This is a genomic window from Mucilaginibacter sp. P4_C11, from assembly GCF_056402115.1.
Genome location: NZ_JBFUIA010000023.1, coordinates 1 through 26,850 on the forward strand (window position 1 = coordinate 1; position 26,850 = coordinate 26,850).

Consider the following 26,850-nt stretch of genomic DNA (forward strand, 5'->3'; position numbering starts at 1 on the left):
AATAGGTAGGTTTTCTTAGCCATATTTGAACTCTACCATGAATAAAAAAAGCCGGACTTTCGTCCGGCCATGGTATCGTTCGCAAATATTATTGCTGGCAGGTTGCACCTCTGCAGAGCCTGGGTACTCTTATATCTGCATTTGCTATATACTGCTTTTTTTAACTAATTCCACCAACTATTTTTGGCATCATTACCGATATTACTATCCCTGCGTTTTATTTTACCTAACCGAATAGCATTTTAGATAGACTACTACCCCCTCAGCTTATCCAGCAAGTCGCTTAACTGCGCGGCTTCGTCTGGCGTAAGGTTATCTTCAAGAATTTTGCGCGTTTTAAACTCTTCATCCATTTTGGCAAGGGTTTGAAGGCCAAGGTCGCTTATGCGGATGTCAACAGCCCGGCGGTCTTTATTGTTGGTGCAACGCGAAACCAATTCTTTTTGGATAAGGCGATCAACAATACGGCTGGCGTCAGACATTTTATCAATCATCCTTTCTTTCAATAAATTAATAGTGGCGGGCTTAGGGTACTGCCCCCTTAGTATCCGCAGGATATTAAATTGCTGCTGGGTAAGGTTATACTTATCAAAATGGCAACGGAAAGCATTGTTTAACCAGCCAGAAGTGTAGGCAATGTTGATGACTACCTTGTGGTAATTGTCCTCGAATTTGTTGCTTTGTATCTCGTCGTCTATCCGCATAATAGTTTATAATAACCAAAGTACAAATATGTTTATTTATTTTTAAATTGAGGTAAACTAATCGGGTATTGCCTTTTGCCCCGGCTCGTCCTCAGGGTTAACGTCGTTGCTATTTGTTTGGGTTTTACCATAATCCCATGGGCAGTGCAGGCATTTATTTTTGCAGCAATAACCGCGCGTTAAATGATACTGCTTCGTGAAAACAAAGTTGCCGTCCTGGTTAATGTAATAATCTGTCCCTTCCTGCAACATCAGTTGAGTATTTTTACAAATATCTCATCTTTAAAATAATTCTTCAAATGCCGGCCATCGCCGTGCAGTGTCCATACCTGTTTGGGCTGGGTACGGGTAATGGTTTCCAGGATATCCTTCCAATCCACATGGTCGGATATAAAAAGGGTATCCTGGGTATTTACCTGCAGGTTTTTCCATCCCGATGCAAATAATCGCTTTACGCCTGTGGCCCTTATGTAGCTATCAAACGTAAACGGCGGTACAATGTATACAAATTCATCCTGTACTTTCATTAGCTTGCGGCCATAAACCTGGTATTTGCCAGGGCGGTAACCCATGTTTTCGTAAATAGCATTAATGGGCATGATTTTATGATGCACCAAAATTTTTTTGCGCGGGGCGTGCTCGGTTATCAGGTTAATAAGCCGCTGGCTTTTGCCCAGGCCGTAAGCGCCCAATAAAATATTGATTTTGATATCGTTAATCTTTTTAATCTCCTCAACCGGATCGGGATGTATAACGGCAGGGTCGGCAAAGGTACTTTCAGTTATAAGAACATCGGTTTTAACCCATTCTATGGGTTCGCAGGTGGCATCTGGTTGTAGTTTATAGTCGCCGGTATACAGGTAACAGGTACCCTCGTGCTCCATAAGTATTTGTGCCGAACCGAGCATATGACCTGCTGGTATAAAAGTAATTTGCACCTTGCCTATAGTAAAAGGCTGGTTAAATGGTACAATATGAAAAACTTTGGCGGCAGTGCGTTCATACCTTAACTGCATTACGGTTGCCGTGGCGCGGGTACAATACACATCAGTATTGCCGCTGATGGCATGATCGGCGTGGGCGTGTGTGATAACGGCGTTTTTAGCAGGTAGTTTAGGGTCGAGGTAAAAATCGCCATACTTGCAGTAAAGGCCTTTATCATCTATAAGTACAAAATCGTCGAGTATCATTTTCAGGAGCTAAAAGCTTAAGGCGCAAAGCTAAAAGCTAATGTTTAATTCATTATAAGTTATGGGCCAGGGCCAAATATTTTTGGTGCAGGGCAAGCACCTGCGGAATTACCAGTTGGCTGTCATCGTTTATGATCACGTCATCGGCCAGTTTTTTCTTTTCATCTTCTGGCATTTGGCGGCCTTCGCGTTTTTTAACTTCATCAATGTTAATGCAATCGCGTAGTACAACGCGGGCTATGCGTTTATCCAATGGGGCGGTTACAATGATGGAACGGTCGCAGGTTTTGTATGAGCCGCTTTCGAATAATATAGCCGCCTCGCGAATGATGTAGGGGGCGTCCTTTGCTTTTGCCTCAAGTGCTTCAAAAGCCCTGAAAACGGCGGGATGTACCAATGCGTTAAGTTTCGCCAACTCCGCCGGATTATTAAAAACAATAGCGGCAATATACTTGCGGTTTAATGAACCATCCGCGAAATAAGACTCGGCGCCAAAGGTTTGCTTAATGGCATCAATCAGTATAACGTCGGTAACCATAACTTTTTTGGCTTCGTCATCTGCATAAAAAACCGGTACACCCAATAGCTCAAATACTTTAGCTACAGTGGTTTTACCGCTGCCTATATTGCCTGTTAAACCAATTTTAAGCATGGTGTTTTCACGTTGTTATGGCTCTTAAAACAATCAGGTCGAAATACATTAACCGCGTTTTCAACTGTTGATCTTGCGCTATTTTCAAATATTCTTTTTCCTGATCTTCTGTACTGAAGATTGTTTCGAATCCGTTTTTTGTGTAATAATGTAATGGGATAGGCTCGTTATATGAATCGACAACAATGTATCTGCATCCTGTTTTATTTTCCGGATCTATAAACCAGGATTTAATAAACTGCATCAACTCACGACTTACCGTTGTTCCCTTGTAATTAACATTAACGCCAAGTCGACCTATTAAAACAGCCGGATAATTTCTAAGCGCTTTTTCTCGTGGTACTAATTTCGTTACTTTTTTTCTCCTTGAGCCGGGCAAGTCACTTGCTTTTACACTATCATTGGAGATAGTAAAGGCACATACTATTATTGTGGGATCGCTATCTAAAGTGAAACAATGGGTTTTTCCCAATAGTTCTTCATGGAATTTAAAAGCGTCATCTTTAAAAAACGAATTTAAATCTTTATGCCCGCAATTAAACGGGCTACAGCCTTCTAAAAGAGATGGAGTATATTCTTTAAAAGAACACTTTTCAAAAAGGAAGTTTTCTTCGAAGTTGAGCAATTTATTTCTTCGCTTTACTTAGAATTTTATGCGCGATCAAAACCTCCTTAGAGAAATCGACAGTTGATTTTTTATCTAAGTTAGCATCCGCTTTGTTTATAAAAGCTTTAGCAACATCCCCTTTGAGGACAGGAACCGATTTGATTGCTATTGCCATATTTTTATTGTTTTGTAATATACAAAGATAACACTTTTATAAAAAGATCGGGGTTGAAATTTATCAACCAGTCTGTCAATCTTATTTTTTGATAATAAAATCAATATTTGCGGGGCTTACCTTCACTATTTTACAAAAAGGAGGGAAGCGTGTTAGCTGGACTGGCAGGGTAGAGTAGCCATGATCACGCCACAGGTCAAGATCGGCGGTGGCCTCAAAAAGGTCATCGCTCATATCCTTATAACGGCTTAACGACGTGGTGAATGTCACCTTTACCTTTTGCGGAAACACCTTAACGTTATCGTAATTATGGTTGTTGATGAGCTTAACCGGGATATCCAGCGTTTTCTCGGTAAACTCATCCACAGGGATATTCACCAGTACGCTTTTTGGGTAAACGGTTAAATTACCTTCGGTTACCGGTTGCAAATTTATCCGCGTGGCAATGCTTTCATTTACACTGGTTGCTTTTATCGAATCGGTTTTCCATTCGTCTATCTTTTGCAACCTGTCGGCAGGACCGCTTACGGTTACATAGGCGGGCTTGATTGATACGTTGCCCGATATGGCAAACTGTTTTTGATAATCAATACCCAATAAGGCCCTTACAGGTACTTTTTTGGTAAGCCGGTTGGTGAAATCAAAATATAGGGTATCGGGGTCAATAGCAGTGATTTGCTGGTTGGCATCTCGTTTGGCATTAATAAGCTTAAGCTGCGAGCTAAGCACTACGTAATTGCGGCTTTCCAGGGGGGTTAAATCAACCGTGATGGGCTTACTATCGGGCTTCATTTTCGAAAAAAGCATTTGCCAGCCAGTACCTTGTATAGTAATTTTTATGGTATCTGCCTGCAGCGGGTGGAAAGCCTTTTTTTGCGGTGAGTTTTTGTATACCAGCGCCTCGTTAATAATAAAGGGCAGTGGGCTCGATAGCGTAGTAAAAATCCAGGCAACAACGGCAAGGCCAAGACAGGTAAAAAATACCGATAGCCGCCGCCGTTCTGTTGTGGATAGTTTTACTATTGCCATATTATTGAGGTTGTTATTGAGGTTAAAGGGTAAAGGCGAAAGGTTAAAGGTAAATGTTCACAGGTTGAACTGCTAACTACCGATCTCCTCTCGCCTTATTATTTAGATTAAGGACAAGACACCTTTATCCTTTCGCCTTTTACCTTTATCCTTTTACCTTTATCCTTTTACCTTTATCCTTTCACCTACTTAACTACAGCCGGTGTATTCAATGCTTTTGATGCATCTAATGATATAGCCGATTTATCGAAACGGATTTTTCCGTTTTCAACTTCAACTAAAAAAGTAGCGTCGTTAAGGTCGATAATGCGGCCATGTATGCCTGCGGTAGTTACCACTTTGTCGCCTTTTTTAAGTTCATCTACGTATTTCTTTTGGTCTTTTTGTTTTTTAACCTGTGGGCGTATCATAAAAAAGTAAAACACTACAATAATTAATACCATGGGTATTAACGTACCGTAGCCACCAAAAGCACCGCCTGCAGCGGCCTGTAAAAAAATTGTTGCTATCATTGTTTAAATTAATTGAAATTATTTGGTTAAAACCTCGCCAATAAGGTGTACCATAGTTTGGGCCGGTACAGTATTGGCGGTTACGGTAATTTGTTTATCCTGTAAACCGTTTTTGCCCGCGCTGTTAAAGGTAACTTTTATAACGCCGCTTTCGCCCGGTTTAACAGGAGCCTTAGGCCACTCCGGAATAGTACAGCCGCAGGTAGCATGTGCCTCGCTGATGATGAGGGGCGATTTGCCGGTATTGGTGAATTTAAAATCGTAGTTAACTTTATCGCCGGTTTTTATCTTGCCAAAATCATGGCTTTCTTTTTCAAACTTCATTACCGGCGCGTTAGCCGCGTTGGCAGTTGTTGTAGCCGTACTATCGGTTGTAGCCGCAGTACTGCCGGTTTTTGATTGGTTACAGGCCGATAATAGTAAGCCTGCTGCTACAAAGCTTAAAAACAGTTTCTTCATTTTATATAGTCGGTTTTTATTTTAAATCTATTTTAAATGGATTGTTAAATTTTGCAACTTAAAACTCAATATTTATAACTCAAAACTATTCAATCAATCCTCTGCCAATTTTTTTGATCTTGCTTTCGGCCTTAAGGTCTATCAAAATCTTGTCTAAGATACCGTTTATAAATGAATTACTCTTAGGTGTGCTAAACTCCTTTGAAATTTCAAGGTACTCGTTAATAGTAACTTTTACCGGGATCGAGGTAAAGTTTACAAACTCCGTAATGGCCATTTTCATCAGCAGGGTATCCATCATCGCAATGCGGTCGGGCTCCCAGTTGGTGGTTTTGGCGGCTATCAATTCCTGGTAAGGTTTATCAAAACGGATGCTTTTTGCAAAAAGGTCAACTACAAATTCACGGTCTTCGGCCCAGTTACCGGTTATCTCGGCAAGCTGATTTTGTTTAAAATCTTCGCTGCTGAAGTTTTTGAATGTTTTGGCAATCAAAGCTTGCAAAACATCCCTGTCTACCGGCCAAAAAATGAATTTATCCTCAAAAACCTGCTCGGCCAATGATGATTTTAAAATCACTTTTTTGAAAATAAATTTAATGATGTCTTTATCCGTTTGGATGGTGTCGTCGGTTTTGGCCAGGTATTCGGCATACTCGGGCGATTTTTTTAGGGTTGTAAACAGGGTTTTAGCCAGTTCGGGTTCAAAACCCCAGTCAACCTTGTATTTTTTTGAGGCGATAAGATAATCACGGTTATCATTCAGGGAGAGGATAAACCTGTTGGTGACTATTTTAATATTAGCATTAAGGTCTTCGGCGGTGGGTAAATGCTTGTTGGCGCGCTCCTCTTTATCATTAGCGGCATAGTTTGCCACCTCTGAAATGAGTGATAACATCCAAATATACATTTCAAAAACTTCATCTATACTTCCCAGCATGTTTTTTTCATACTGTTTAATGTCGGTGGTGTCCGATTGGTGGAACGCATATAATGCCTGTAGTACTTTTACCCGTAGGTGCCTTCTGTTTAACATGTGTAAGAACGATTTGGCCGGCCAGCTGGCCAGCGGTTTAAACTATAATTAATATGACGATTTTACTTTTTTAATATCCGTAATTCTTTTCTCTGCTATTTTATTTGCCGCTACAACGGTAGAAATGTTTTCCAGTTTCGATAGCTTTAAAATATTGCGTGTTACCTCGTAAATATTCTCGGTAAGCTGCAAAGTGCGTTTTTTACTGAATCCCATTAACTCCGAATAGCAATTAATAATGCCGCCGGCATTAATAACGTAGTCGGGCGCAAATAGTATATTTTTGTTCAACAACATTTCGCCATGAACAGCCTCATCCAACAACTGGTTATTGGCCGATCCGGCTATGATGCTGCATTTTAACTTGTTTATGGTTTGGGTGTTTACTGTACCACCCAGCGCGCAAGGTGCATAAATATCGGCGTCGATATCAAAAATGCTGTTGTTTGATACAGCTTCGGCACCATATTTTTTGGCAATTTGCCCAACCCGCTCTTCCTGGATATCGCTGATGTATACTTTTACTTTTTCATCGCGCAGCAGGCGTACCAGGTGCTCRCCAACGTGGCCCACACCCTGTACAATTACAGCTTTGCCGGCCAGGGTATCGGTGCCAAACTGTTCTTTAACACAAGCTTTTATCCCCATAAAAACACCTTGTGCCGCCACAGGCGAAGGATCGCCGCTGCCGCCAAGCGTTTCGGGAATACCGGTAACATGCTGGGTTTCCATGCGGATGTATTCCATATCGCGTGGATTGGTGCCTACATCTTCGGAGGTGATGAACTCGCCATTAAGATTTTTAATAAAGCGGCCAAATTTGCGCATCATCGCCTCGGTTTTATCCCGGCGCGAATCGCCAATGATTACCGAATAACCGCCGCCCATATTAAGCCCCGCGATGGCGCATTTATAGGTCATGCTTTTGGCCAGGCGTAACACATCATTTAACGCATCGCCTTCGGTTTTATAACTCCACATGCGGGTGCTGCCAAAAGCAGGCCCAAGGGTGGTGTCATGAATAGCGATGATAGCTTTCAGATTGGTATCCGGATCGCTGCAAAACACCACTTTTTTATGCCCGAAAATTTCGAGTTGGCTGAAAATGGATTGTTGTGATTGTTGATCGGGCATTAGTTATACTACGGTAAATGTTTTAAGGCGGCACAAAAGTAGATGTTTTTTTGGTTACAGCAAAGTTTATTAAAGGCTAATGTAGTTAGTTCATAGGCATAAGTTAAATAAAGGCAGGTAGTTTGCTTGAGACGAAATATTATTTTGCCAAAATTAGGCATGTAGGTACAGGGGTGAGCTGAATTTCTTAGGCCAATGGCAAGAGATTCCCTGTTGCCGCGCATTACCAGCATGTCGCAAAGCATGTCGCAATTGCACCCCGAAATTGTCTGCAACAACCCATCTTAAAAAGGATATTTAGTTATAGGTTTGTATAACGATGATAATTGCTTTACGTTATCGCTGTGGGCCATTGGGTGATTGGGATGTCTTAAAAACCTGGATTGATATGTTACTTCAAAACAAAAATGCCATTATATACGGCGCGGGCGGTTCGCTGGGCGGCGCGGTTGCAAAAGCACTGGCTGCGGCTGGGGCAAAAGTATTTTTAACAGGCCGCACGCTGCCCCCCTTGCAAGTAGTTGCCGGGGAAATTATTGCCCTTGGCGGACTTGCTGAAGTTGCCCAGGTTGATGCATTTGACACTAACGCCATCAACAAACAAATAGCTACAGTTTTGCAAAGCGCGGGCTCGCTGGATATTTCTTTTAACGCCGTTGGTGTTGATGTTAAACAGGGCGTTCCGCTGGTTGATTTATCAGCAGATGATTTTGTGGAGCCGGTATCGGCCACGCTGCGAACCCGGTTTTTAACCGCTACAGCGGCGGGTAGGGTGATGGCCGAACAGGGTTCGGGCGTTATCCTGTTCCTTACTGCAACGCCCGGTGGTATCGGTTATCCCTATACCGGTGGCTTTGCCGCCGCCTGCTGCGCGGTTGAAAGTTTTAGCAGTAACCTGGCATCCGAAATTGGTCTATATGGCGTGCGCGTGATAAATATCCGTTCGGGCGGTTCGCCAGACTCCAGGGTATTTGCGGATGCCATTAAAGATCGCCCCGAAGTAATGGCCACGGTATTGAAACAGATGACGGCTGATACGATGCTGAAAAAACTACCCCTCATAGCTGATATTGCCAATACCGCCGTGTTCCTGGCGTCAGATTTGGCAGCCAACATAACAGGCGTAACAATTGATGTAACGGGTGGCACTACCGCAGCCCTAAACTACCGGTCAAATCCTGAAGTCCGAAAGGTAGCACGTCCTAAATTCGACAAAGACTGATAATCCAAAAGTTCGCCAATTGATTATATAAAAAGTATTCAAAAAATGAAAGTAGTACGCGTACAATACACCACCCGGCCAGAGTTTGCAGCCATAAACCAGGCCAATATAGCAGGCGTTGTTGCCGAACTGAAGCAGTTAAACCATCCGGGAATCAAATACACCTGCTGGCTGCTGCCTGATGGCAAAACCTTTATGCATTTTGATCAGCTGGAAAACGAAGAAGCTCACCAGGTACTGCAATCATTGGCCTCATTCAAGAAATTTGCCGATGAACTTTGGGCAAGTGGGCTTGAGGCAGAGCCGCTATTGGAGTTGTTGAACCTGGTGGCATCAACGGAGACTTATTTTGAGTGATCGATGCTAATTGCCTTCAGTCTCCCGGTAATATCTTTGGGCTACAACGTGCCAGGTATCTTTTGATTTCTTTAAAAAGTAATCATTGGTATACATGCAATGGCCGCAATAAGTTGTCACACATATAAACGCTGTTTTGCCATCTTTTGAATATAAGGGCATGGTAAATTTATATTCCATATTAATGTCGTCTTCAAAGCCCGTTGCAGGTGTTGTTTAGGGAGGTTCAATTGCTTTTGAAATGTATTTGATATAGAGACGGACTTTTGCCCATTATTTTGATTGAATAAATAAGCGCTGTCTGACTTTTTGAAGTATTTATCCTCCGTTAGATGCGAAAAAAATACAAAGCTTGGATATCTGTCATTTGGATTATGATTGCTGACATATATTCTATTTAACGAGCCAATGATAATAGTACCAGGGGCGTGTTTTTCGTCGCCTTTTTTTACAGGAAGCCCTCTATCTGTAATAACAGCATTAACTATTTTATCAATCTCGGTAAAGCCTGCATACTTATCTACGGGCTTATGCGCATGATTACATGCTGATGAAAACACAAATAAGGTGAATACGACAACAGTTGTAATAGGTTTAGTTAAGTTCATTGGCGAAGCTTATCAAATAATGCAGATGTTTATTTTTATTAATGCGCCGAAAAAACCTGTGTCCAATACTTCCCGCTGGTGGCTACACCCATTTGGGTAAAATCGCCATTCATAATGTTTTGGCAGTGGCCGGGGCTTTTAATCCAGCCAACCATTACATCAGTTTCGTTGGCATAACCTTCGGCAATATTTTCGCCGTAGGTAACGTAAATATAATTTAGGCTCATCAGCCTGTCGCCGGTGTTGGTGCCATCGCTGCCGGTATGGCTAAAGAATTGTTTCTCGTCCATATCATTACTGTGCCTTTGAGCGGCTACCTGTAGGGTATCGTTCCAAACAACGGGATTAACCGGTGGATAATAAACAGTACCACAAGTACAGCCCGTTGACCGGTAATTGTTCACCAAATCCAATAATTTACCTTTCGACGGACTATCGGGTGCCAGCACAGCCTTTCGGCAGGCGGTTCCCTGTATAATCACGCATACAAGGGGGAGTATCAGTTTCTTAACAATATTCAGCATGCCTGGTTTTACCGGTAATAAGCCCCCAATTTAATTTAAAATATGTTAATAACAACGGTTCCGGGAGTTATTGCGTCAGTATCTCCCGGCCCTTTCTCCTTTTAAAATAAACGAAGCGGGTACGACCCAAAACCATTGGCATGAAATTTAGACTATTATTAAATATAACCAATGCCATGAGCAAGAATATACTAATTGTCGACGATGACTCCGAAATGGTTGAACTCATTTGCCTTATACTGATAGAAGAAGGCTACAATGTTTGGACGCTTACCAGCGGCGAAATGATTGAAAAAACGATGGATACCTTTAAACCCGACCTGATCCTGATGGATGTAATGCTGGCCGGCCTGGATGGGCGCGAACTGTGCAAAAGCCTAAAGGAAAGTGCCGAAACCAATCATATCCCGATAATCCTGATCTCAGGCTCGCACGAATTGCGTTTGGATGGCTATGATAATGGTGCCCCTGATGATTTTATCCCGAAACCTTTTGATATCGATTCGTTGCTGCAAAAAGTAAGTAATCAATTGGCCGCCTAAGGCGTTTAGTTTTTACCCTACTGGCAAATATACCCGGCCTGAATGTTAAATTTGTGGACTAAAAAATGGTCAGCAAAATTGGTTTTGGCGGAAGTTGCCACTGGTGCACCGAAGCTATTTTTTTATCCTTGAAAGGAGTGGCAGCTGTTCAGCAAGGATGGATAGCTTCTGATGGCCAAAATTCCACTTTTAGCGAAGCCGTTATTGTTGAATTTGACGCGAAAGCGATATCATTGCATACGCTTATTGCCGTGCATTTATATACCCACAGCTGTACAGTAAGCCATAGCATGCGGGATAAATACCGGTCGGCTATTTATACTTTTAATGACAGGCAGGCAACTGCTGCTCAAAACGCCATTGACGCCCTGCAACCGGAGTTTGAAAGTGTTATCATCACCAAAGTTATCCCATTTAAACTATTCCGGCTCAATAGCGATAATTACCTGAATTACTACTACAGTAACCCCGAGAAGCCTTTTTGCCAAAATATAGTGAACCCTAAATTGAGGGTATTACTGGCACGTTTTGCGAATGTGGTAGATGCCGGCAAACTAATTCACCTTTAAAGCTAATCTGACAACTAAGTATATTCAGATTTCAGTCTTGATACCTGATACTCGCCACTTGATACTCCTCCCCAAAATTGGCACATTTGTTAAAATTGAATTGTCATGAGTTTTAGTCTCGAATCGCCGCGCCTTATCATCCGGCCTTTTATTGCTGCCGACGAAGCACCTTACATTAACATACATATGGATCCGGTGGTGAACGTGTATTTACCCGTGCGCACGGCCGAACAATATAGCGAGCTGTTACAGCAAAGCATGGCACAGCCCAATGCCGCCCTTAACCGCTGGGCCATCGTTGAGCGGGAGACCGGTAATTTTATGGGTAGCTGCCTGCTGCGCGAATTTAACGCAGGCGATAATACCGTGATTGAACTGGGCTACACCCTGGCTACGCAGTATTGGGGCAAAGGCTATGCTACCGAAATGGCAAAACTGGTTGTTGATTATGCTTTTACTATCCCCCAAACCCAAAAAGTAGTGGCCGTTACCGACCAGGAAAATAAAGGTTCGCAAATGGTGCTGCTCAAAAGCGGCTTTAGCGACCAGGGGCTGGTTGACAGGTATGAAGGATTGATCCTGTCGTACTTCGAATATCCGAAGAGGTAGCTTTTTGCCGAAAGTCTTAAGTGCCAAGTCAAAGAGGGGAAATTTAAACTTTTGACTTAAGGCTTAGTACTATCGACTTAACTCAACTGTTCCAGCGGTAACTCGGTTACCGTTGTAGCCCGGTCATAAAATCCTTTAAGCAACTTTGTTACCTGTCTTTTCAGCTGGACGGCCTGTTTTTTCAGCGATGCCACTGTGGTTTCACCATGCGTGGCTTCGGCGGCAAAAAGTTCGACAGTAACGTTGTTATCGTGCCAGTTGCCAACCGCGTTTTGTACCTGTTCCAGGTAATCCTCATTAAACGGCCTGTCAAGATTAGGTTTTACAAGGTTATAGTTATAGATCAGCATTTTAATTTGCTTGCGGCAGGTATGTAAGTCTTCGGCGAAACCATGTGTTAGCAAACCGGCAGCAATGTTTTCCAGTTGTTGCTGATAATATAAACCGATGTGCAGGTTTTTTAATTTAGGGATACGCTTTTTTACCCTACGCCGTACCTTGCGCAAAGTAGCCAGGTAATGTGGTCCTTGTGCTTTAAACTGCACTGTTAAAGTGTCCATCAACTGTTCCTGGGCATGTATAAAATCCATCTGCATGGTTTGTTGGCTATTGCCTAACTGAATATTAATGTAAGCGTTGCGTAACTCACCGGCCTGTTTAAAAATTTGGCGTACGGGTTTAATTAATTTGGTTGTGGTGTGGCCCTGTTTAATACTTTCGGTCAACGTAAAAAACGCCCTTAGTTTTTTTACACCAGTGCGAAAATGATGCAGGTTTTCCTGGTTGCCGGTTTTTATAAAGTCTTTTAAATGATGAGTCATGGAGCGCCATTCCCGCTCCATATATTTCTTTTCGTCCTTTTTCTTCATGTGGTAAAACCAGTTTAAAACAATGTTCAATAACAGGATAACCTTATATAACGCAGGGATGTTTCAACAACCCGGATTTGATTGCAATATGAAAAGCTTTTTTTCAAACCTTTTAAGCCCCAAACTGTCTTTTAAATACAACTACTATTAAAATGAAAGCTTTTGAAATACGCGTTGGACAGGGTCAGCGGCTACTGAAATTCGAACCACAGGATAAAGTTAATCAATTTAATATTTACGCGGCCGATAAGGCCGAAGATTGGATAGATTATGAGCAATCGCGATCGGTAGATGTGCCGCAGGATGGACAGCTCGGTACTATTACGGTATATAACGATCATCATTTTGATTTTGATGGCCCCGGCGCTTTTACTGGCCAGGATTTGTTAAGCATTGCTGCGCAAATTGTAAAGCATCCGCAGTTTAAAACAACATAACCGAGTTAAAATACACAGAATGATCAATTGTCCTTTAATTAAATAACCAACCATGAGCAAGAAAAGAACAATGCCCAACGAGCCAGACGAAATGCCGGTTACACCCGAAAGGCCCGAGATAAGGCAGCCAACTGATCCCGGTGAACCTGATGTGCCCGAAGAAGGCCCTGAAAACATCCCAAATGAACTGCCGCCGGATGAAACTGAACAGCCGGAGTTAAACCCGGATGAGTTTGAGAAATAGTTGGTCTTAAGTTGAAAGTCTTAAGTTCTGAGTCTTAACTCAAAACTCAGAACTTAAGACTACTTCTGCCGTCATTTGCCGTACCCAATGGCTCTGCTTGCTCCAATCAAAAACACAAAATAACATAACTTAAAACCCGAATTCTATAAAAAAGTACCGGGGCATATAGGTTAAATTTGTATCGGAATAAAATTAAAGCAATTTCTTATTATTCAAGCTGCTGCCGGCCATTGGCTTGGGTGGCCTTTATATTAAACTATCAAAATCATGAAAAAAACATTGTTATTGATCGCTTTTATCGCGACTGCCCTTACCCAACAACTTTTTGCCCAGGACGGCAAGGCTACGGCACTTACTCCATTGCTATCATCTTATTACGGCGTTAAAGATGCCTTAGTAAAATCAAACAGTGCAGATGCTGCTGCCAGCGCCGGCGAATTTTTAAAAACTATTAACGGGGTTGATGTAAGGTCGCTGCCCGCTACGGATGCTGCCGCGTTTAAGCCTTTGCAGGAAAAGCTGGCTTTTGATGCCCGGCACATATCCGAAAGTAAGGACATAGCTCATCAAAGGGAGCATTTTGCTAATTTTTCGGCAAATTTCTTTAAGCTGGCCAAGGCGGTAAAACTAACCGATAAGCCGGTTTACTATGCCTATTGCCCCATGAAAAAAAGCTACTGGTTATCGGCCGATGCCGCCATTAAAAACCCTTATTATGGCAATATGATGCTTACCTGCGGCAAGGTTAGCGAAACCATTAGTCCTGCAACCAAATAATACATAAAATGCTTCCGGGTAACTCCGGAAGCTTATTTTATCATGAAAATATCCACCGTTCTTTTATTGAGTTTCTTTTTGTCTTTTTCGGCCTATGCACAGCATATGGCTATGAAAATGGACGAAAAGGAACCGCGCAAACCCTTTTACACCAAAGTGGGCAATCGTGAAATTTATCATTTATACATTGCCGATACTACAGTAAACTACACTGGCAAAACAAGGCCGGCTATGGTCATTAACGGAAGCATACCTGCCCCTGCATTGGAGTTCATCGAAGGCGATACCGCCGAAATATATGTGCATAACCAAATGATGATGGAGACATCGATCCACTGGCATGGGTTGATATTACCCAACCGCTACGATGGTGTTTCTTACCTTACCACCGCCCCAATTGAGGCAGGGCAAACGCATTTTTACAAGTTCCCGCTGGTACAGCACGGCACTTACTGGTACCACTCGCATACCATGACACAGCAGCAAAGCGGTATGTATGGCGCCTTTATTATCCACCCCAAACAGCCAGCCGGGCAAAAGGAGTACACCTTACTGCTGAGCGATTGGACCAATGAAAACCCCGAACAGGTAGAACGATCATTACATAACCAAACCGATTGGTACGGTATCCGTAAAGGCAGTACTCAAAACTATGCAGAAGCTGTAGCCGAAGGCCATTTTAAAACCAAGCTAACCAACGAATGGAAGAGAATGGTAGCCATGGACGTGAGCGATGTGTATTACGACCGTTTTTTTAGCAATGGGAAAGCAATAAACAACGCCCCGCAGTTTAAAAAGGGCGACCAGGTGAAACTGCACATTATTAACGGCAGTTCATCAACCTATTTTTGGCTAAAGTATGCCGGAGGCAAAATTACCGTTGCAGCTAATGATGGCGAGGATGTGCAACCGGTAGCTGTTGACCGGCTGATTATAGCCGTAGCCGAAACATACGATGTGATAGTTACCATCCCTAACGACGGCAGTTTTGAATTTTTGGCAACATCCGAAGACCGCACCCGGTCAACCTCATTATGGCTGGGTAGTGGCGCGCAGCTTAAAGCCAAGCCATTGCCCAGGCTCAAATATTTTGAAGGCATGAAGATGATGAACGACATGATGGGGGTGGATGGCAACATGAAAAAAATGGATGGCATGGTGATGACCAACCAGGTGATGGACATGAATACCGTAATGTATCCTGAAATTACCGGGGATGGGACAGCCGCAAAAGATACGGGTGCGACCGCTAAAAAAATGAATGATATGCCCGGTATGGATATGGCGGGCAGCACCGATATGGTTACCCTTAATTATGGGATGTTAAAGGCCATTAAACCCACTAATTTACCCGCCGGCCCGCTAAAGGTTTTACATTTTAACCTTACCGGTAACATGAACCGCTATGTTTGGACGATAAATAATAAAACGGTTTCCGAATCAGATAAGATACTGATCAAAAAAGGCGAAAATGTGCGTATCATCCTGTACAATAATACCATGATGCGCCACCCTATGCATTTGCACGGGCATTACTTTAGGGTACTAAACGGGCAGGGCGATTATTCGCCGCTAAAAAATACGCTGGATATTATGCCGATGGAAACTGATACCATTGAGTTTGCGGCTACGGCAAGCGGCGATTGGTTTTTTCATTGCCATATCCTTTACCATATGATGAGCGGGATGGGCCGCATATTCAGCTATGAAAATTCGCCGCCAAACCCCGAACTGCCCAACCCGGCCAGTGCCCTGAAAAAAATATACGCCGATGACAGCCGCTTTTTCCCGGCTGCAAAAATTGGCCTGGAAAGCAATGGCAGCGACGGTACAGTTAGCATAGCCAATACCCGGTGGAAATTATCAACCCTATGGCACCTGGGTGTAAACAGCAAAAAAGGGTATGAAAGCGAAACTATGGCAGGCCGTTATTTTGGGCAAATGCAATGGCTGTACGCGTATGGAGGGTTTGATTACCATTACAAAAAATCAACCGACCAGGAAAAAAACCTGTTTGGCCAGCAAAGCAATAAAAACAACCGCCATACCGTAGTTGCAGGGGTATCGTATATATTACCCATGCTGTTTGTGGCCGACGCCCGTGTGGATGGGAATGGCAAATTCAGGTTTCAATTGGGGAGGGAAGATATACCTTTAACCAGCCGGTTAAGGTTTACGCTGATGGGGAATACTGATAAAGAATACGCTGTTGGTATGCGGTTTATTTTTACCAAATATTTCTCTTTATCATCACATTACGATAGCGATATGGGCCTGGGTGGCGGCTTAACCTTAACTTATTAGGTGATGGTTGTTAGTTGTTTATGTGACGGCGGTCATTCCCTGGTTGGTTTGTAATTAGCAGCTTTGTTTGTTGTTCAGTTGAACGGTAAAACTTTAAAGCTAAAGATGATGTATTACGGAGTTTTTGGAGAACTGCACCTGTTATGAAGATGAACAAAATGCATGAAGGTATGGACCATCAACAAATGCATCATAGTCATGATCAGCACATGGGAATGTCAGAACATGACCACCATGCTATGATGATTGCCGATTTTAAAAAACGGTTTTACGTGGTATTGGCGCTTACGATCCCTATCATGTTGTTATCAACCATGATCCAGCATTTTATGGGGGTTAGTTGGCAGTTCAAGGGTTCGTCGTACATTTTGTTTGCTTTATCATCGGTGGTGTTTGTATATGGGGGCTGGCCTTTTTTAACCGGTTTGGTAAGCGAGGCAAAAGCCAGAAATCCGGGGATGATGTTCCTGATAGGTTTTGCTATTACAGTGGCTTATAGTTATAGCGTGGCCATTGTTTTCGGTCTCAACGGGATGGATTTCTTTTGGGAGTTGGCTACCCTTATCCTCATTATGCTTTTAGGGCATTGGATAGAAATGCGATCGGTAATGGGCGCATCAAATGAGCTGGAGTTGCTGGTTAAGCTCATGCCGGCAGATGCGCACATGGTAATGCCCGGCATGGTGCACGATGTAAAAACAGGTACGTTAAAAGCCAATGATATTATCCTGGTAAAACCCGGAGAGAAAGTTGCGGCAGATGGTATTATACTGGAGGGCGATAGCTACCTCAATGAATCGATGCTCACAGGCGAATCGCGGCCGGTGCAAAAAGTAAAAGGCGATAAGGTAATAGCCGGCTCCATCAATGGCAACGGTTCGTTTAAAGTAACAGTTTCACACGCCGCCAAAGATTCCTATTTATCGCAGGTAGTTAAGCTGGTTGACGATGCACAAAAGTCAAAATCGCAAACGCAGTTACTGGCCGATACCGCTGCAAAATGGTTGACAATTATAGCCTTGGTTACAGGTATCGGTACGTTTATGTATTGGTTTTTAACCGGGCAAACCATCGCTTTTGCCATGGAACGGATGGTAACCGTTATTGTTATTTGTTGCCCGCACGCTTTGGGGCTGGCTGTTCCGCTGGTGGTAGCCAAATCAACGGCATTATCGGCCAAACATGGGCTGCTCATTAAAAATCGCACCGCTTTTGAAAATGCCCGTAAAATTACCACCGTGGTATTTGACAAAACAGGCACGCTTACGGTGGGCAAATTTGAAGTATCCAAAGTTGTTTCGTTTAATAAGGAAATCAAACAGGACGACCTTATTCGCCTGGCCTCTGCCTTGGAACAAAACTCAGAGCACCCCATAGCCACCGGCGTCCTGCAAAAAGTGAAAGACTTAAAAATTACCATTCCGCAGGCGCAAAACTTTAAGGCCATAACCGGCCAGGGTGTCGGGGCAACAGTAGATGGTAAAAAGATATTGGTGGTTAGCCCGGGTCATCTAAAAGAAAATAAGCTGGCCGTTCCCGGTGGATATAATGCCAACGATACCGAAACGGTAGTATTTGTAATAATTGACGAGCAATTGGCCGGGTACATCGCCCTTTCGGACGAGATCCGCCCCGAATCGGCAGATGCAATTAAAACGTTGAGGCAGGAAAACATCAGGTCTATTTTGCTAACCGGCGATAACAATAAAGTGGCGGCAAGTGTAAGCAAAACTTTAGGGATGGATAGTTTTATTGCCGAAGTATTGCCTCATCAAAAATTGGGTAAGATTAAAGACCTGCAAAGCAAGGGCGAATTTGTGGCCATGACCGGCGACGGTGTTAATGATGCCCCCGCGCTGGCCCAGGCAGATATTGGCATTGCAGTAGGCTCGGGTAGCGACATAGCGGCCGAAACTGCCGGTATTGTACTGGTGAACAGCAACCCGAAAGATATTGTAAGCCTGATACTGTTTGGCAAGGCAACCTATCGTAAAATGATCCAGAATTTGATTTGGGCAACCGGGTATAACATTGTGGCGTTGCCCCTGGCTGCGGGCGTGTTATATAACCAGGGCATTCTTTTAAGCCCGGCATTAGGTGCGGTTTTAATGACTGTAAGTACCGTGGTTGTGGCTATAAATGCAGGTATGCTGAAAGTAAAAGAATAACGCACCCTGAACCGGGCTCCATCAAAAAGCAAAATATTAACCAATATAAACCACCAGGAAAATGAAAAGAATGATGATTGCCCTTATGGCTGTTACCTTAAGTTGTAGCGCTATGGCACAAACCAAAACAACCGACACTACCATGCACAAGGTGTCGCATAAAATGTCGCACAAATCAATGCATAAGATGTCGCATATGTCGATGGATAAAATGCACGATTGTGTAATGATGAAAGACGGTAAAATGATGGCTATGATGAATGGCAAAACCATGCCCATGACCCAAGCTAAAACCATGACAAACGGTACCGTTGTTGAGGCCGACGGAACCTGTAAAATGAAAGGCGGCAAAACAATGAAATTAAAAGAAGGCCAATGTGTAATGATGAACGGCGAGATGCCAAAAATGTCGATGAAAAAAGATACTGCAGGGCACAAAATGTAGGTGAATTTTTTTAAAAAAAAGGCTTATCGTCATTGGTAAGCCGTTTTTTTTTGTGCGATGTGTATTGCCTCAAACTTGATCCGGGCGTTCCCCACGCTGGTGTAAATAGCCGTAAGGCTTTTGTTCCCTTTGGTCATCACTAACCGTTACGTAACAGCAAGTTGGCGGCCTGATAAACAGATGCTATCTGTACCAAAAGCACCGCCGCCCTAAAATATTAATCGGTGTGGTTACTACCGACTTAAAAACGGATAGAGGCGGATATAAGTTGGATAACTATATAGTCGAAATGTTTTTATAGCTATGCCACACGTTTATTTAATTTATCAATTGCTGCCCTAAAAAATTTCGCCCTATATTTATGCCAAATAAATCATGAGAAATATTATGAACAGACCTTTTCAATTTAAAGCAGCATTTGTTTTTGCATTTGCCTTATTTTTAAGCAGCCTGGCCTTTGCACAGGAAAAACCGGCCAGTCCGCACGATAGTACAAGCGCTACAGTTGCAGGCTCATTGATTAAAATCAAATACGGAAGTCCGTATGTAAAAGGCCGCAAAATATTAGGCGAATTGGTGCCGTTTGATAAAGTATGGCGTGCAGGTGCCGATTCGGCAACCAGTTTTACAACCAGCAAAGCAATAAAGGTTGAAGGTAAAGCACTTCCGGCCGGTAGGTACGCCTTTTTTGTAATTCCATCTGCAAGTGGCACATGGACTATTATTTTTGATAAAAACCCTAAGCAATGGGGAGCTTACACTTATAAACCAGAAAACGACCAGCTGCGTGTAACAGTTAAAGGCAAAACCGCGCCAAAAGTCGAAAGCCTTACCTATACCATTACACCAAAAGGTTTCAACCTGAAATGGGATACCTTTGTTGTGCCGGTGGCCATTAAATAAGTATTTATTTAATCCGTATAAAAGAAGAGCTCCTGTAAAGGAGCTTTTTTTATATACGGCAATCAGAAAAAAAGCTTCTTAAAGGTAAAGCTTTGTTATATTGCCTTGGTTAACATCTATAGTATACAATGCGTACCTACCTCAGCAAAAATCCATTCCTTAAAAGAATAATAGCCATATTGTTGTTAGCCATGGCCATTTTTTTGTTGATGCTGTTTGCCGGTTATCCCGCACTGGTCGAGCGTTATTATTCGCAAGGGTTTTATAAACTTATTTGCTGGGTTTTTCACCCGGTTTTTAATTTATTCCCCTTTAGCGCAGGTGATTTGCTTTACGCAGCAATTATTTTGGCTATAGTTTTAGCTATCATCAGAATGGTAAAGCTGCTGGTTAAAAAGCAGTTCAAAAAAATTGGAATGCAATTGTTGAGCTGGGTAATAAGCATCCAGATAGTGGTTGTAGCTTTTTATTTGTTTTGGGGGATGAATTATTTCAGGCCATCTGCCGCTCTACGCCTTAATTTAAGAGATACTACATTCACTACTGCCGATTTAAAGGCCGTAACCAAATTACTGATAGATAGCGCCAACGCCTGCCGAGCCAGGGTAACCGCTGCCGACCTGGCCCAAAGCAACAGTGCTATTTACCAAACGGCTGCAAACGCGGTAAAAGCGCTCTCGGCCGACTCAGCCAATTTTCGCGCTTTTCAGCCTGGCGTAAAGCCCTCTATGATTACATTCTTATTGAATTATATAGGAACGTCGGGTTACTATAATCCATTTACGTCCGAAGCGCAGATTAATTATGCCATGCCCGTGTTTAACAGGCCATTTGTAGCTTGCCATGAAATGTCGCACCAGATAGGTTACGGGGCCGAGGACGAGGCTGATTTTGCCGGGTTTATTATCGCCATAAAATCAAAGGACCGCTTGCTGCGTTACTCGGGCTATCACCTGGCGGTTGACGAGTTTATGCATACCCTGCGCCGGCGCGATACCGTGGCCCATAAGGAATTAAAGGCGATGATATCGAAACAAGTACACCACGATTTTGTAGCCGAACGCGCCTATTGGATGGCCTATGAAAACCAGCTTAGCTGGATAAGCAGTATCTTTTATGATAATTTCCTGAAAGCCAACAACCAACCCCGTGGCCTGGCAACATACAACCGCATGGTGTTACTGGTAATGGACAAGTATAATGTTCATTAGCGATTGGTCATTTACGCTGCGCTTGTCATTGGTCATTTCGCTTCGCTGTCATTGGTAGATTTATCAAAAAAATTAAAACAGTTGTTAGCCAATCAAACTAATGACTAAAATAAAAAATGCGTTCCGTATCTCACCCCGGAACGCACGGCAATATCATTTCTCACGTGATATTGTATCAACTAAACCTCAGATCTCATGCAAGATGATTATCTAAGCTCTTATATATTTACCGATGTAATAACCGATAAACAATTTTTTTATTATATTGTGTCAGCAGCTTTTAAACAGCTTTATATTTAACCTTGCGCCAATAAATTGCGAATAATTTAAAGCAAACGAAGATACAATATAAATATTGCGTTTAAACGTTCAAATTTACCGCATATTATTAATAAATGTCTATCTAACGTTAGTTTATTTACTTAGATGCCCAGGTAAAATATTTGTTACCATGAAATTGAATTTAATCTTTATTTTATTATTTTCTTCGTTGTTTGTATCTGCTCAAAAAATTAACCTGAGAGAAATTAAACGGGCTGAAAATTTGGCTAAAACCGTAACTATCATCCGCGATAATTACGGGGTACCACATATTTACGGAAAAACCGATGCCAGCGTAGTTTTTGGGTTGATGTACGCGCAGTGCGAAGATAATTTTAAGGGGATTGAACGCAATTACCTTTACCAGTTTGGCAAACAAACCGAAGTGGATGGTGAAAATAGCCTGGCTACCGATATTCAGTTACAATTAATTGCCGATAGCGCAGATGCTATCAATGATTATAAAACAAGCGCCCCGGCTTTCAGGAAACTATTGGATGCTTTTGCCGATGGTATAAATTATTACCTGTACAAACATCCCGAAGTAAAACCCAAAGTATTTAAGCATTTTGAGCCCTGGTACGCGCTGATGTTTACCGATGGAAGCGTAGCCGCCACCGAAACAGGGGGCATTAAGCTGGATGAAACAAAAGAGTTTTATATAAATGGCGGCGACAAACTGGGTTACGTTCCAAATAGCCCGGCCAAAGTTTATGAATTTGTGAATGAACGCGAAACCGGGTCGAACGGGTTTGCTATCTCTCCTTCGCGGTCGGCTTCGGGGCATGCTTTGTTGTATATTAATCCGCATGTGCCCTTTTATTTCCGCAGCGAGGTGGAACTGGTTAGCGAAGAAGGTTTGCACGCATACGGCGCGGTAACCTGGGGCCAGTTTTTTATATACCAGGGTTTTAACAAACACTGCGGCTGGATGCACACCAGCAGCTACGCCGACGTAGCCGACCTGTATGCCGAAAAAATGGAAAAAAAAAATGGCAGGTGGTTTTACGAATACCACGGTGCCCTTAAACCCGTTGCCGAACGTAAATTGGTTATCAATATCAAAAAAGGCGATAAGCTTGAGCAAAAAACAATAACCGGCTACTATACCCATCATGGCCCGGTAGTAGGCAGTCGCGACGGCAAATGGCTGGCGCTAAGGGCCAATAATCGCTCATATAACGCGCTGGTTGAATCATGGCAGATAACGAAGGCCAACAACCTGGCCGAGTACAAGAAAGCCATGGACCTGGTATCCAACGCCACCAACGCCACTGTTTATGCCGATGATAAGGGTAACACCATTTTTTGGTATGGCAATTATATCCCCAAACGCGACCCCAAATATGACTGGAGTTTACCCGTTGATGGCAGCACGCCGGCTACCGAATGGCAAGGTGTCCATCGCTTGAACGAAATTGTAACCACCACAAACCCCGCTACCGGCTGGATTCAAAATTGCAATTCCACCCCTTATACTGATGCGGGCGCAAGCAGTCCGGATAAAAGTAAATACCCGGCTTATATGGCGCCCGACGGCGAAAACTACCGCGCGGTTACCGCCATCAACATATTAAAGAACGCCAAGAGCCTTACACTGGATGGCCTTATAGCAAAAGGATATGACCACTACCTGGCTGCCTTTGACGATTTACTGCCCGCGCTATTCAAGGCTTATGATGAAGCTCCTGATTCATTAAAGCATTCAATATCAGATGCTATGTTAATATTGAAGCAGTGGGATAGGCGCACGGCGGCCAATTCGGTAGCAAGCTCACTGGCTATTGAATGGGGTACGGCCATGCTTAAATTACTCCCTCCGCCTAAAACCGACCAGGAAAGTACTTTTATAACCCGGCGCATTAAAACACTGGCCGATGCCACCCCGGGCAAGCAGCAACTGGAGCTTTTAAGCGCTGTTATGAAAAACCTGCAAAGCCGTTTTGGCACCTGGCAGGTGCAATGGGGCGATATGAACCGCTACCAGCGGCCCGCAGATGGCATAACCTTTGATGATAAGCTGCCGAGTATCCCGGTTGGTTTAACCGGCTCGGGGTTTGGGCAATTGCCGTCGTTCCAGAGCCGTACGGTAAATACTTTGAAAAGGTATGGTTACTCGGGCAATAGTTTTGTAGCCGCAGTTGAATTTGGGCCGAAGATAAAGGCTAAAAGTATCATGACCGGCGGGCAGTCATTTGATGCCGCATCAAAAAACTTTACCGACCAGGCGCGGGGTATTATTGAGGGTAAGTTTAAAGATGTGTTATTTTACCGCGAAGATGTGCTGAAACACGTAAATAAAAGCTATCATCCGGGCAGTTAATTTAGTTGCAGAAAAAAGTATATTTGGATACAATAACAAAAATGAAAAAGTTCCTGTTTGTGGCTTTATTATGTTTTTGCGGTGCCAACGTGTTTGGACAAAGCATAACAGTTAATGACCTTACCAATTTAACCAACCTAACAAACGCCGATGCGCACAAATACCTGGTTTTAGCAAAAGGTTTTAAAAAGGCCTATACCCAGGAACTTGATGGCAATACCATTGAGCATTTGAGTAAAACAGATGCCGAAAAAAAACAAGAATCGGTAGATATTGGGGTAGCTTTGAAATTAAGCAGCGGAGCCATATTACGTACCGTAACCTATAAAACATCTCGCACTGAACAAATCTTCCATTTGATTTCACAGGCAAAAAGCCAGGGCCTGCCCATGAAATTCCAGGGGGCCGATACGATAAACAACATTTACCAGTTTGATAACGATTTTTTTCATATCGTGATGTATGTCAGCCGCGATAATACCGCCGGCTACGTAGAGGTTAAACAAAAAGAGTATGTAGGCTTTGATTGATAAAGGCATTTCGATTTAAGCTATCTGAAAATTCCATCCGGCTTTTGGTATATTGCAATACCAATTTATAAAGCTTATGGAAAATATCAGCCGCAAAAAGTTTATAGCTGCAGCTACAATGGCAACCGCCGGTATGGCATTAGGTTTAAACGCCAAAGGACTATCGCTACCCGGAAGCTTAAATAGTGGCGATCTCGCTCAATCTTCCCCCGGAAAAATTAAAGTAAGCATTTTCTCCAAGCATTTGCATTGGCTCAAATACACGGATATGGCCTCATTGGCGGCTGATATGGGCTTTGATGGAGTAGACCTGACGGTAAGGCCCGACGGGCACGTATCGCCGGAGCATGTGGCTACTGATCTGCCAAAAGCTGTTGCAGCGGTTGAGCGCGCGGGTTTAAAAGTTTATACCATTGTAACCAACATCAAATCGCCCGATGAAAAATACACCCATGATATTTTAAAGGCTGCATCGGCATTGGGAATTAAGTACTACCGGATGGCCTGGTTGGATTATGATAAAAGCATCAGCATTCCCGATAACCTAAAGGCGATAAACAAGCAGTTTAAGGCGCTTGAGGCCCTTAACAGGCAATATAACATGCATGGTGCTTATCAAAACCATTCGGGCGAGTTATTTGGCGCTTCGGTTTGGGATCTTTGGCTGGGGATGGAGGGAACCAATCCTGATTTTATTGGCTGCCAGTACGACGTAAGGCATGCCACTACCGAAGGAGCCGACACCTGGCCAACATCTATCCAAACACTTATACCGCGCATTAAAACCACCAATGTAAAAGATTTTTACTGGGACAAAAAAGATTGCAAATGGCAGGTGAAAAGTGTGCCTTTGGGCGAGGGTATGGTGGATTTTCCAAAATATTTTCGTATATTAAAGGAACAAAAAATAAACAGCCCCATGAGCCTGCACTGCGAATACGAGCTTGGCGGCGCGCAGGATGGCGCCAAACAATTAACGATAAGCAGGGAAGCGTTTACAACTGCTGTGAAAAAAGACCTGGCCACCCTAAGAGGATGGCTAAAGGAATATGATCTGTAAAAGATCAAAATAAGAATATACAATACATTAATGAATACCAATTTAACAAAAAACAATCCACTACACATCACTACCGAATTATACCAGGATAGTATCCAAAGATTACCCAAAACCGGCCAGCATTTGTTAGGCCACCAAACCGAAGATCTTATTGTTGTTTACCAGGCTTATAATCATAACATTGCCGATTTTGCCGTAGAAAATCAATTCCTCGGCGGCAACCATTATAGTTATAGCCGGATGTCGTGGATAAAGCCTAACTTTTTATGGATGATGTACCGCTGCGGCTGGGCCGAAAAAAAAAGCCAGGAAAGGGTACTTGCGCTGTGGATTCAAAAGACAGATTTAGAGAAAATCCTGGGTGAAGCAGCCATATCTTCATTTAGTCCTAAATATTACGAAAGCCACGCACAATGGAGGGCCGACCTGGATCAAAAGGAAGTGCGCCTGCAATGGGACCCCGATCATGACCCTTACGGGAATAAGCTGCAACGCCGCGCTATTCAATTGGGTTTAAAAGGGAAAATGCTGGAAGATTTTGGCAAACATCAAATCCGGAAAATTGAAGATGTAACCGATTTTGTAAAGCAGCAAAAACAATTGTTAGATGCTGGCCGCCTGGATGAACTATTGGTGCCATTTGAAACTACATTTCAAACCAGCGATGCAGCTTTGAGTGACAGGGTAGGTATAGAATGATAGATTTTGTTGGAATAATAAACGTAAACCGGCATAAGCCTAACCGGTAAATTAAAGCGAAACACATAGTGGCAAATAAAATAACATTGAGTTTATGGACAAAAAAAAGCAAATTTCACAAAGTAGCGGTGGGTATGATTGCTTGTACAGGCACGTTGATTGTAGTTGGTGTCCTAAATCTGCCCATCCCATCACTGTTGATGCCGGTATGCGATACGCTATTACTTATAGGTGGCATTTTTTCTGCGACATACTTAGGATTATTGGGAGGTGGTGCGATTGGCTCCTATTCGAAAGACGGTGAATTGGTTTTGGCCGAGAATTATTTAATTATTGACGCCGTTAAAATTCCACTGACCGAAATAAAATACATCAATCTTAAAATGTCGCCTCGCCCAAGAAAATCGTTGTTGCTTCAAAATAATCTCATCACTATCAGCGATTTAAATGGCAATCAGTATAAACGGCTGTTCGTTGTTAAAACTGGCAGTGAGAATGACGATATGGAAGCCTTTTTAACGATGTGGCGCACGCAAGGTGTGGGAATATATGCTTACTACAACGGTATTAAATAGTAGTTACATTATCTAAAAACCTCACGTTAACATATGTGAGCCGTTGTACAAATTGATG

The 26,850-nt window shown here is 43.0% G+C and carries 32 protein-coding genes; 18 read left to right on the forward strand and 14 right to left on the reverse strand.

Annotated elements, in window-relative coordinates; genetic code table 11:
- Positions 1 to 254: 254 nt before the first annotated feature.
- The 11 genes from AC1DU2_RS20165 to AC1DU2_RS20215 form a co-directional block, all read right to left on the reverse strand.
- Entirely contained in the window at positions 255 to 704 is a 450-nt protein-coding gene (locus tag AC1DU2_RS20165; protein ID WP_147057762.1) for a MarR family winged helix-turn-helix transcriptional regulator, read from the reverse strand.
- Positions 705 to 761: 57 nt separating this feature from the next.
- Positions 762 to 956 carry a DUF5522 domain-containing protein gene (locus tag AC1DU2_RS20170; protein WP_477362263.1) on the reverse strand — a complete coding sequence of 65 codons (195 nt, stop codon included), beginning with the start codon at positions 954 to 956 and terminating at the stop codon, positions 762 to 764.
- Positions 956 to 1,894, reverse strand: coding sequence for an MBL fold metallo-hydrolase (locus AC1DU2_RS20175; protein WP_477386362.1), 939 nt, complete (start codon positions 1,892 to 1,894; stop codon positions 956 to 958). Before AC1DU2_RS20175 ends, AC1DU2_RS20170 begins: the two co-directional genes overlap by 1 nt.
- 52 nt (positions 1,895 to 1,946) lie before the next feature.
- The gene (gene coaE, locus AC1DU2_RS20180) at positions 1,947 to 2,546 is read right to left on the reverse strand and encodes a dephospho-CoA kinase (RefSeq protein ID WP_477386364.1); all 600 of its coding nucleotides are present in this window, start codon (positions 2,544 to 2,546) and stop codon (positions 1,947 to 1,949) included.
- Positions 2,547 to 2,553: 7 nt separating this feature from the next.
- Positions 2,554 to 3,171 carry a hypothetical protein gene (locus tag AC1DU2_RS20185; RefSeq protein WP_477362257.1) on the reverse strand — a complete coding sequence of 206 codons (618 nt, stop codon included), beginning with the start codon at positions 3,169 to 3,171 and terminating at the stop codon, positions 2,554 to 2,556.
- A 1-nt stretch (position 3,172) separates the two neighbouring features.
- Positions 3,173 to 3,328, reverse strand: a complete 156-nt coding sequence (locus AC1DU2_RS20190) for a hypothetical protein (protein ID WP_177183755.1) — start codon at positions 3,326 to 3,328, stop codon at positions 3,173 to 3,175.
- An 81-nt stretch (positions 3,329 to 3,409) separates the two neighbouring features.
- Complete coding sequence (locus tag AC1DU2_RS20195) at positions 3,410 to 4,357, reverse strand: CdaR family protein (protein WP_477386366.1); 948 nt, start codon at positions 4,355 to 4,357, stop codon at positions 3,410 to 3,412.
- Positions 4,358 to 4,542: 185 nt separating this feature from the next.
- Positions 4,543 to 4,869 (reverse strand): preprotein translocase subunit YajC, encoded by a 327-nt coding sequence (yajC, locus tag AC1DU2_RS20200; RefSeq protein WP_477386368.1) that lies wholly within the window; start codon positions 4,867 to 4,869, stop codon positions 4,543 to 4,545.
- An 18-nt stretch (positions 4,870 to 4,887) separates the two neighbouring features.
- Positions 4,888 to 5,328 carry a DUF1573 domain-containing protein gene (locus AC1DU2_RS20205; RefSeq protein WP_477386370.1) on the reverse strand — a complete coding sequence of 147 codons (441 nt, stop codon included), beginning with the start codon at positions 5,326 to 5,328 and terminating at the stop codon, positions 4,888 to 4,890.
- An 85-nt stretch (positions 5,329 to 5,413) separates the two neighbouring features.
- Positions 5,414 to 6,361: a transcription antitermination protein NusB gene (locus AC1DU2_RS20210; protein ID WP_477362249.1), complete on the reverse strand. Its 948-nt coding sequence runs from the start codon at positions 6,359 to 6,361 to the stop codon at positions 5,414 to 5,416.
- 48 nt (positions 6,362 to 6,409) lie between these two features.
- Positions 6,410 to 7,495 carry a Glu/Leu/Phe/Val family dehydrogenase gene (locus AC1DU2_RS20215; RefSeq protein ID WP_477362247.1) on the reverse strand — a complete coding sequence of 362 codons (1,086 nt, stop codon included), beginning with the start codon at positions 7,493 to 7,495 and terminating at the stop codon, positions 6,410 to 6,412.
- Positions 7,496 to 7,883: 388 nt separating this feature from the next.
- On the opposite strand from AC1DU2_RS20215, the gene AC1DU2_RS20220 reads away from it, so the two are divergent.
- Together AC1DU2_RS20220 and AC1DU2_RS20225 are read left to right on the forward strand one after the other, a co-directional pair.
- A complete protein-coding gene (locus AC1DU2_RS20220) occupies positions 7,884 to 8,717 on the forward strand; it encodes an SDR family NAD(P)-dependent oxidoreductase (RefSeq protein WP_477386372.1) in 834 nt (277 codons plus the stop codon).
- Between the two features lie 45 nt (positions 8,718 to 8,762).
- Complete coding sequence (locus tag AC1DU2_RS20225; protein ID WP_477386374.1) at positions 8,763 to 9,074, forward strand: hypothetical protein; 312 nt, start codon at positions 8,763 to 8,765, stop codon at positions 9,072 to 9,074.
- 116 nt (positions 9,075 to 9,190) lie between these two features.
- Here the strand turns inward: AC1DU2_RS20225 and AC1DU2_RS20230 are convergent, their stop codons facing one another.
- Both AC1DU2_RS20230 and AC1DU2_RS20235 read right to left on the reverse strand, forming a co-directional pair.
- Entirely contained in the window at positions 9,191 to 9,682 is a 492-nt protein-coding gene (locus AC1DU2_RS20230) for a hypothetical protein (protein WP_477386376.1), read from the reverse strand.
- Positions 9,683 to 9,720: 38 nt separating this feature from the next.
- On the reverse strand, positions 9,721 to 10,206 hold the full coding sequence (locus AC1DU2_RS20235) for a CAP domain-containing protein (RefSeq protein WP_477386378.1): 486 nt from the start codon (positions 10,204 to 10,206) through the stop codon (positions 9,721 to 9,723).
- Between the two features lie 140 nt (positions 10,207 to 10,346).
- Between AC1DU2_RS20235 and AC1DU2_RS20240 the strand changes: the two genes are divergently transcribed.
- The 3 genes from AC1DU2_RS20240 (at position 10,347) to AC1DU2_RS20250 (ending at position 11,926) form a co-directional block, all read left to right on the forward strand.
- The gene (locus tag AC1DU2_RS20240) at positions 10,347 to 10,748 is read left to right on the forward strand and encodes a response regulator (protein WP_477362237.1); all 402 of its coding nucleotides are present in this window, start codon (positions 10,347 to 10,349) and stop codon (positions 10,746 to 10,748) included.
- A 65-nt stretch (positions 10,749 to 10,813) separates the two neighbouring features.
- Positions 10,814 to 11,317, forward strand: coding sequence for a peptide-methionine (S)-S-oxide reductase (locus AC1DU2_RS20245; RefSeq protein ID WP_477386380.1), 504 nt, complete (start codon positions 10,814 to 10,816; stop codon positions 11,315 to 11,317).
- A 105-nt stretch (positions 11,318 to 11,422) separates the two neighbouring features.
- Positions 11,423 to 11,926 carry a GNAT family N-acetyltransferase gene (locus tag AC1DU2_RS20250; protein ID WP_477386382.1) on the forward strand — a complete coding sequence of 168 codons (504 nt, stop codon included), beginning with the start codon at positions 11,423 to 11,425 and terminating at the stop codon, positions 11,924 to 11,926.
- Positions 11,927 to 12,003: 77 nt separating this feature from the next.
- On the opposite strand, the gene AC1DU2_RS20255 is transcribed toward AC1DU2_RS20250, so the two are convergent.
- Positions 12,004 to 12,795 carry a CHAD domain-containing protein gene (locus AC1DU2_RS20255; RefSeq protein WP_477386384.1) on the reverse strand — a complete coding sequence of 264 codons (792 nt, stop codon included), beginning with the start codon at positions 12,793 to 12,795 and terminating at the stop codon, positions 12,004 to 12,006.
- A 152-nt stretch (positions 12,796 to 12,947) separates the two neighbouring features.
- Here AC1DU2_RS20255 and AC1DU2_RS20260 point away from each other — a divergent pair, with 152 nt between their 5' ends.
- From AC1DU2_RS20260 to AC1DU2_RS20320, 13 genes are all read left to right on the forward strand, one after another.
- Complete coding sequence (locus AC1DU2_RS20260) at positions 12,948 to 13,232, forward strand: hypothetical protein (protein ID WP_477386386.1); 285 nt, start codon at positions 12,948 to 12,950, stop codon at positions 13,230 to 13,232.
- A 52-nt stretch (positions 13,233 to 13,284) separates the two neighbouring features.
- Positions 13,285 to 13,476 carry a hypothetical protein gene (locus AC1DU2_RS20265; protein WP_477368526.1) on the forward strand — a complete coding sequence of 64 codons (192 nt, stop codon included), beginning with the start codon at positions 13,285 to 13,287 and terminating at the stop codon, positions 13,474 to 13,476.
- A gap of 267 nt (positions 13,477 to 13,743) precedes the next feature.
- Positions 13,744 to 14,253 carry a DUF3347 domain-containing protein gene (locus tag AC1DU2_RS20270; RefSeq protein WP_477386388.1) on the forward strand — a complete coding sequence of 170 codons (510 nt, stop codon included), beginning with the start codon at positions 13,744 to 13,746 and terminating at the stop codon, positions 14,251 to 14,253.
- Positions 14,254 to 14,295: 42 nt separating this feature from the next.
- Entirely contained in the window at positions 14,296 to 16,557 is a 2,262-nt protein-coding gene (locus AC1DU2_RS20275) for a multicopper oxidase domain-containing protein (RefSeq protein ID WP_477386390.1), read from the forward strand.
- A gap of 143 nt (positions 16,558 to 16,700) precedes the next feature.
- A complete protein-coding gene (locus AC1DU2_RS20280) occupies positions 16,701 to 18,725 on the forward strand; it encodes a copper-translocating P-type ATPase (protein WP_477386392.1) in 2,025 nt (674 codons plus the stop codon).
- Positions 18,726 to 18,786: 61 nt separating this feature from the next.
- Entirely contained in the window at positions 18,787 to 19,170 is a 384-nt protein-coding gene (locus AC1DU2_RS20285) for a DUF6799 domain-containing protein (protein WP_477386394.1), read from the forward strand.
- A 387-nt stretch (positions 19,171 to 19,557) separates the two neighbouring features.
- Positions 19,558 to 20,073, forward strand: coding sequence for a DUF2911 domain-containing protein (locus AC1DU2_RS20290; RefSeq protein ID WP_477386396.1), 516 nt, complete (start codon positions 19,558 to 19,560; stop codon positions 20,071 to 20,073).
- 128 nt (positions 20,074 to 20,201) lie between these two features.
- Positions 20,202 to 21,284 (forward strand): DUF3810 domain-containing protein, encoded by a 1,083-nt coding sequence (locus tag AC1DU2_RS20295; protein WP_477386398.1) that lies wholly within the window; start codon positions 20,202 to 20,204, stop codon positions 21,282 to 21,284.
- Between the two features lie 451 nt (positions 21,285 to 21,735).
- Positions 21,736 to 23,928: a penicillin acylase family protein gene (locus tag AC1DU2_RS20300; RefSeq protein ID WP_477386400.1), complete on the forward strand. Its 2,193-nt coding sequence runs from the start codon at positions 21,736 to 21,738 to the stop codon at positions 23,926 to 23,928.
- A gap of 41 nt (positions 23,929 to 23,969) precedes the next feature.
- Positions 23,970 to 24,458, forward strand: a complete 489-nt coding sequence (locus AC1DU2_RS20305) for a hypothetical protein (RefSeq protein ID WP_477386402.1) — start codon at positions 23,970 to 23,972, stop codon at positions 24,456 to 24,458.
- A gap of 76 nt (positions 24,459 to 24,534) precedes the next feature.
- Entirely contained in the window at positions 24,535 to 25,518 is a 984-nt protein-coding gene (locus AC1DU2_RS20310) for a sugar phosphate isomerase/epimerase family protein (RefSeq protein ID WP_477386404.1), read from the forward strand.
- Between the two features lie 30 nt (positions 25,519 to 25,548).
- Positions 25,549 to 26,217: a DUF4291 domain-containing protein gene (locus tag AC1DU2_RS20315; RefSeq protein ID WP_477386406.1), complete on the forward strand. Its 669-nt coding sequence runs from the start codon at positions 25,549 to 25,551 to the stop codon at positions 26,215 to 26,217.
- 68 nt (positions 26,218 to 26,285) lie between these two features.
- Positions 26,286 to 26,792, forward strand: coding sequence for a hypothetical protein (locus AC1DU2_RS20320; protein ID WP_477386408.1), 507 nt, complete (start codon positions 26,286 to 26,288; stop codon positions 26,790 to 26,792).
- Positions 26,793 to 26,850: the final 58 nt, after the last annotated feature.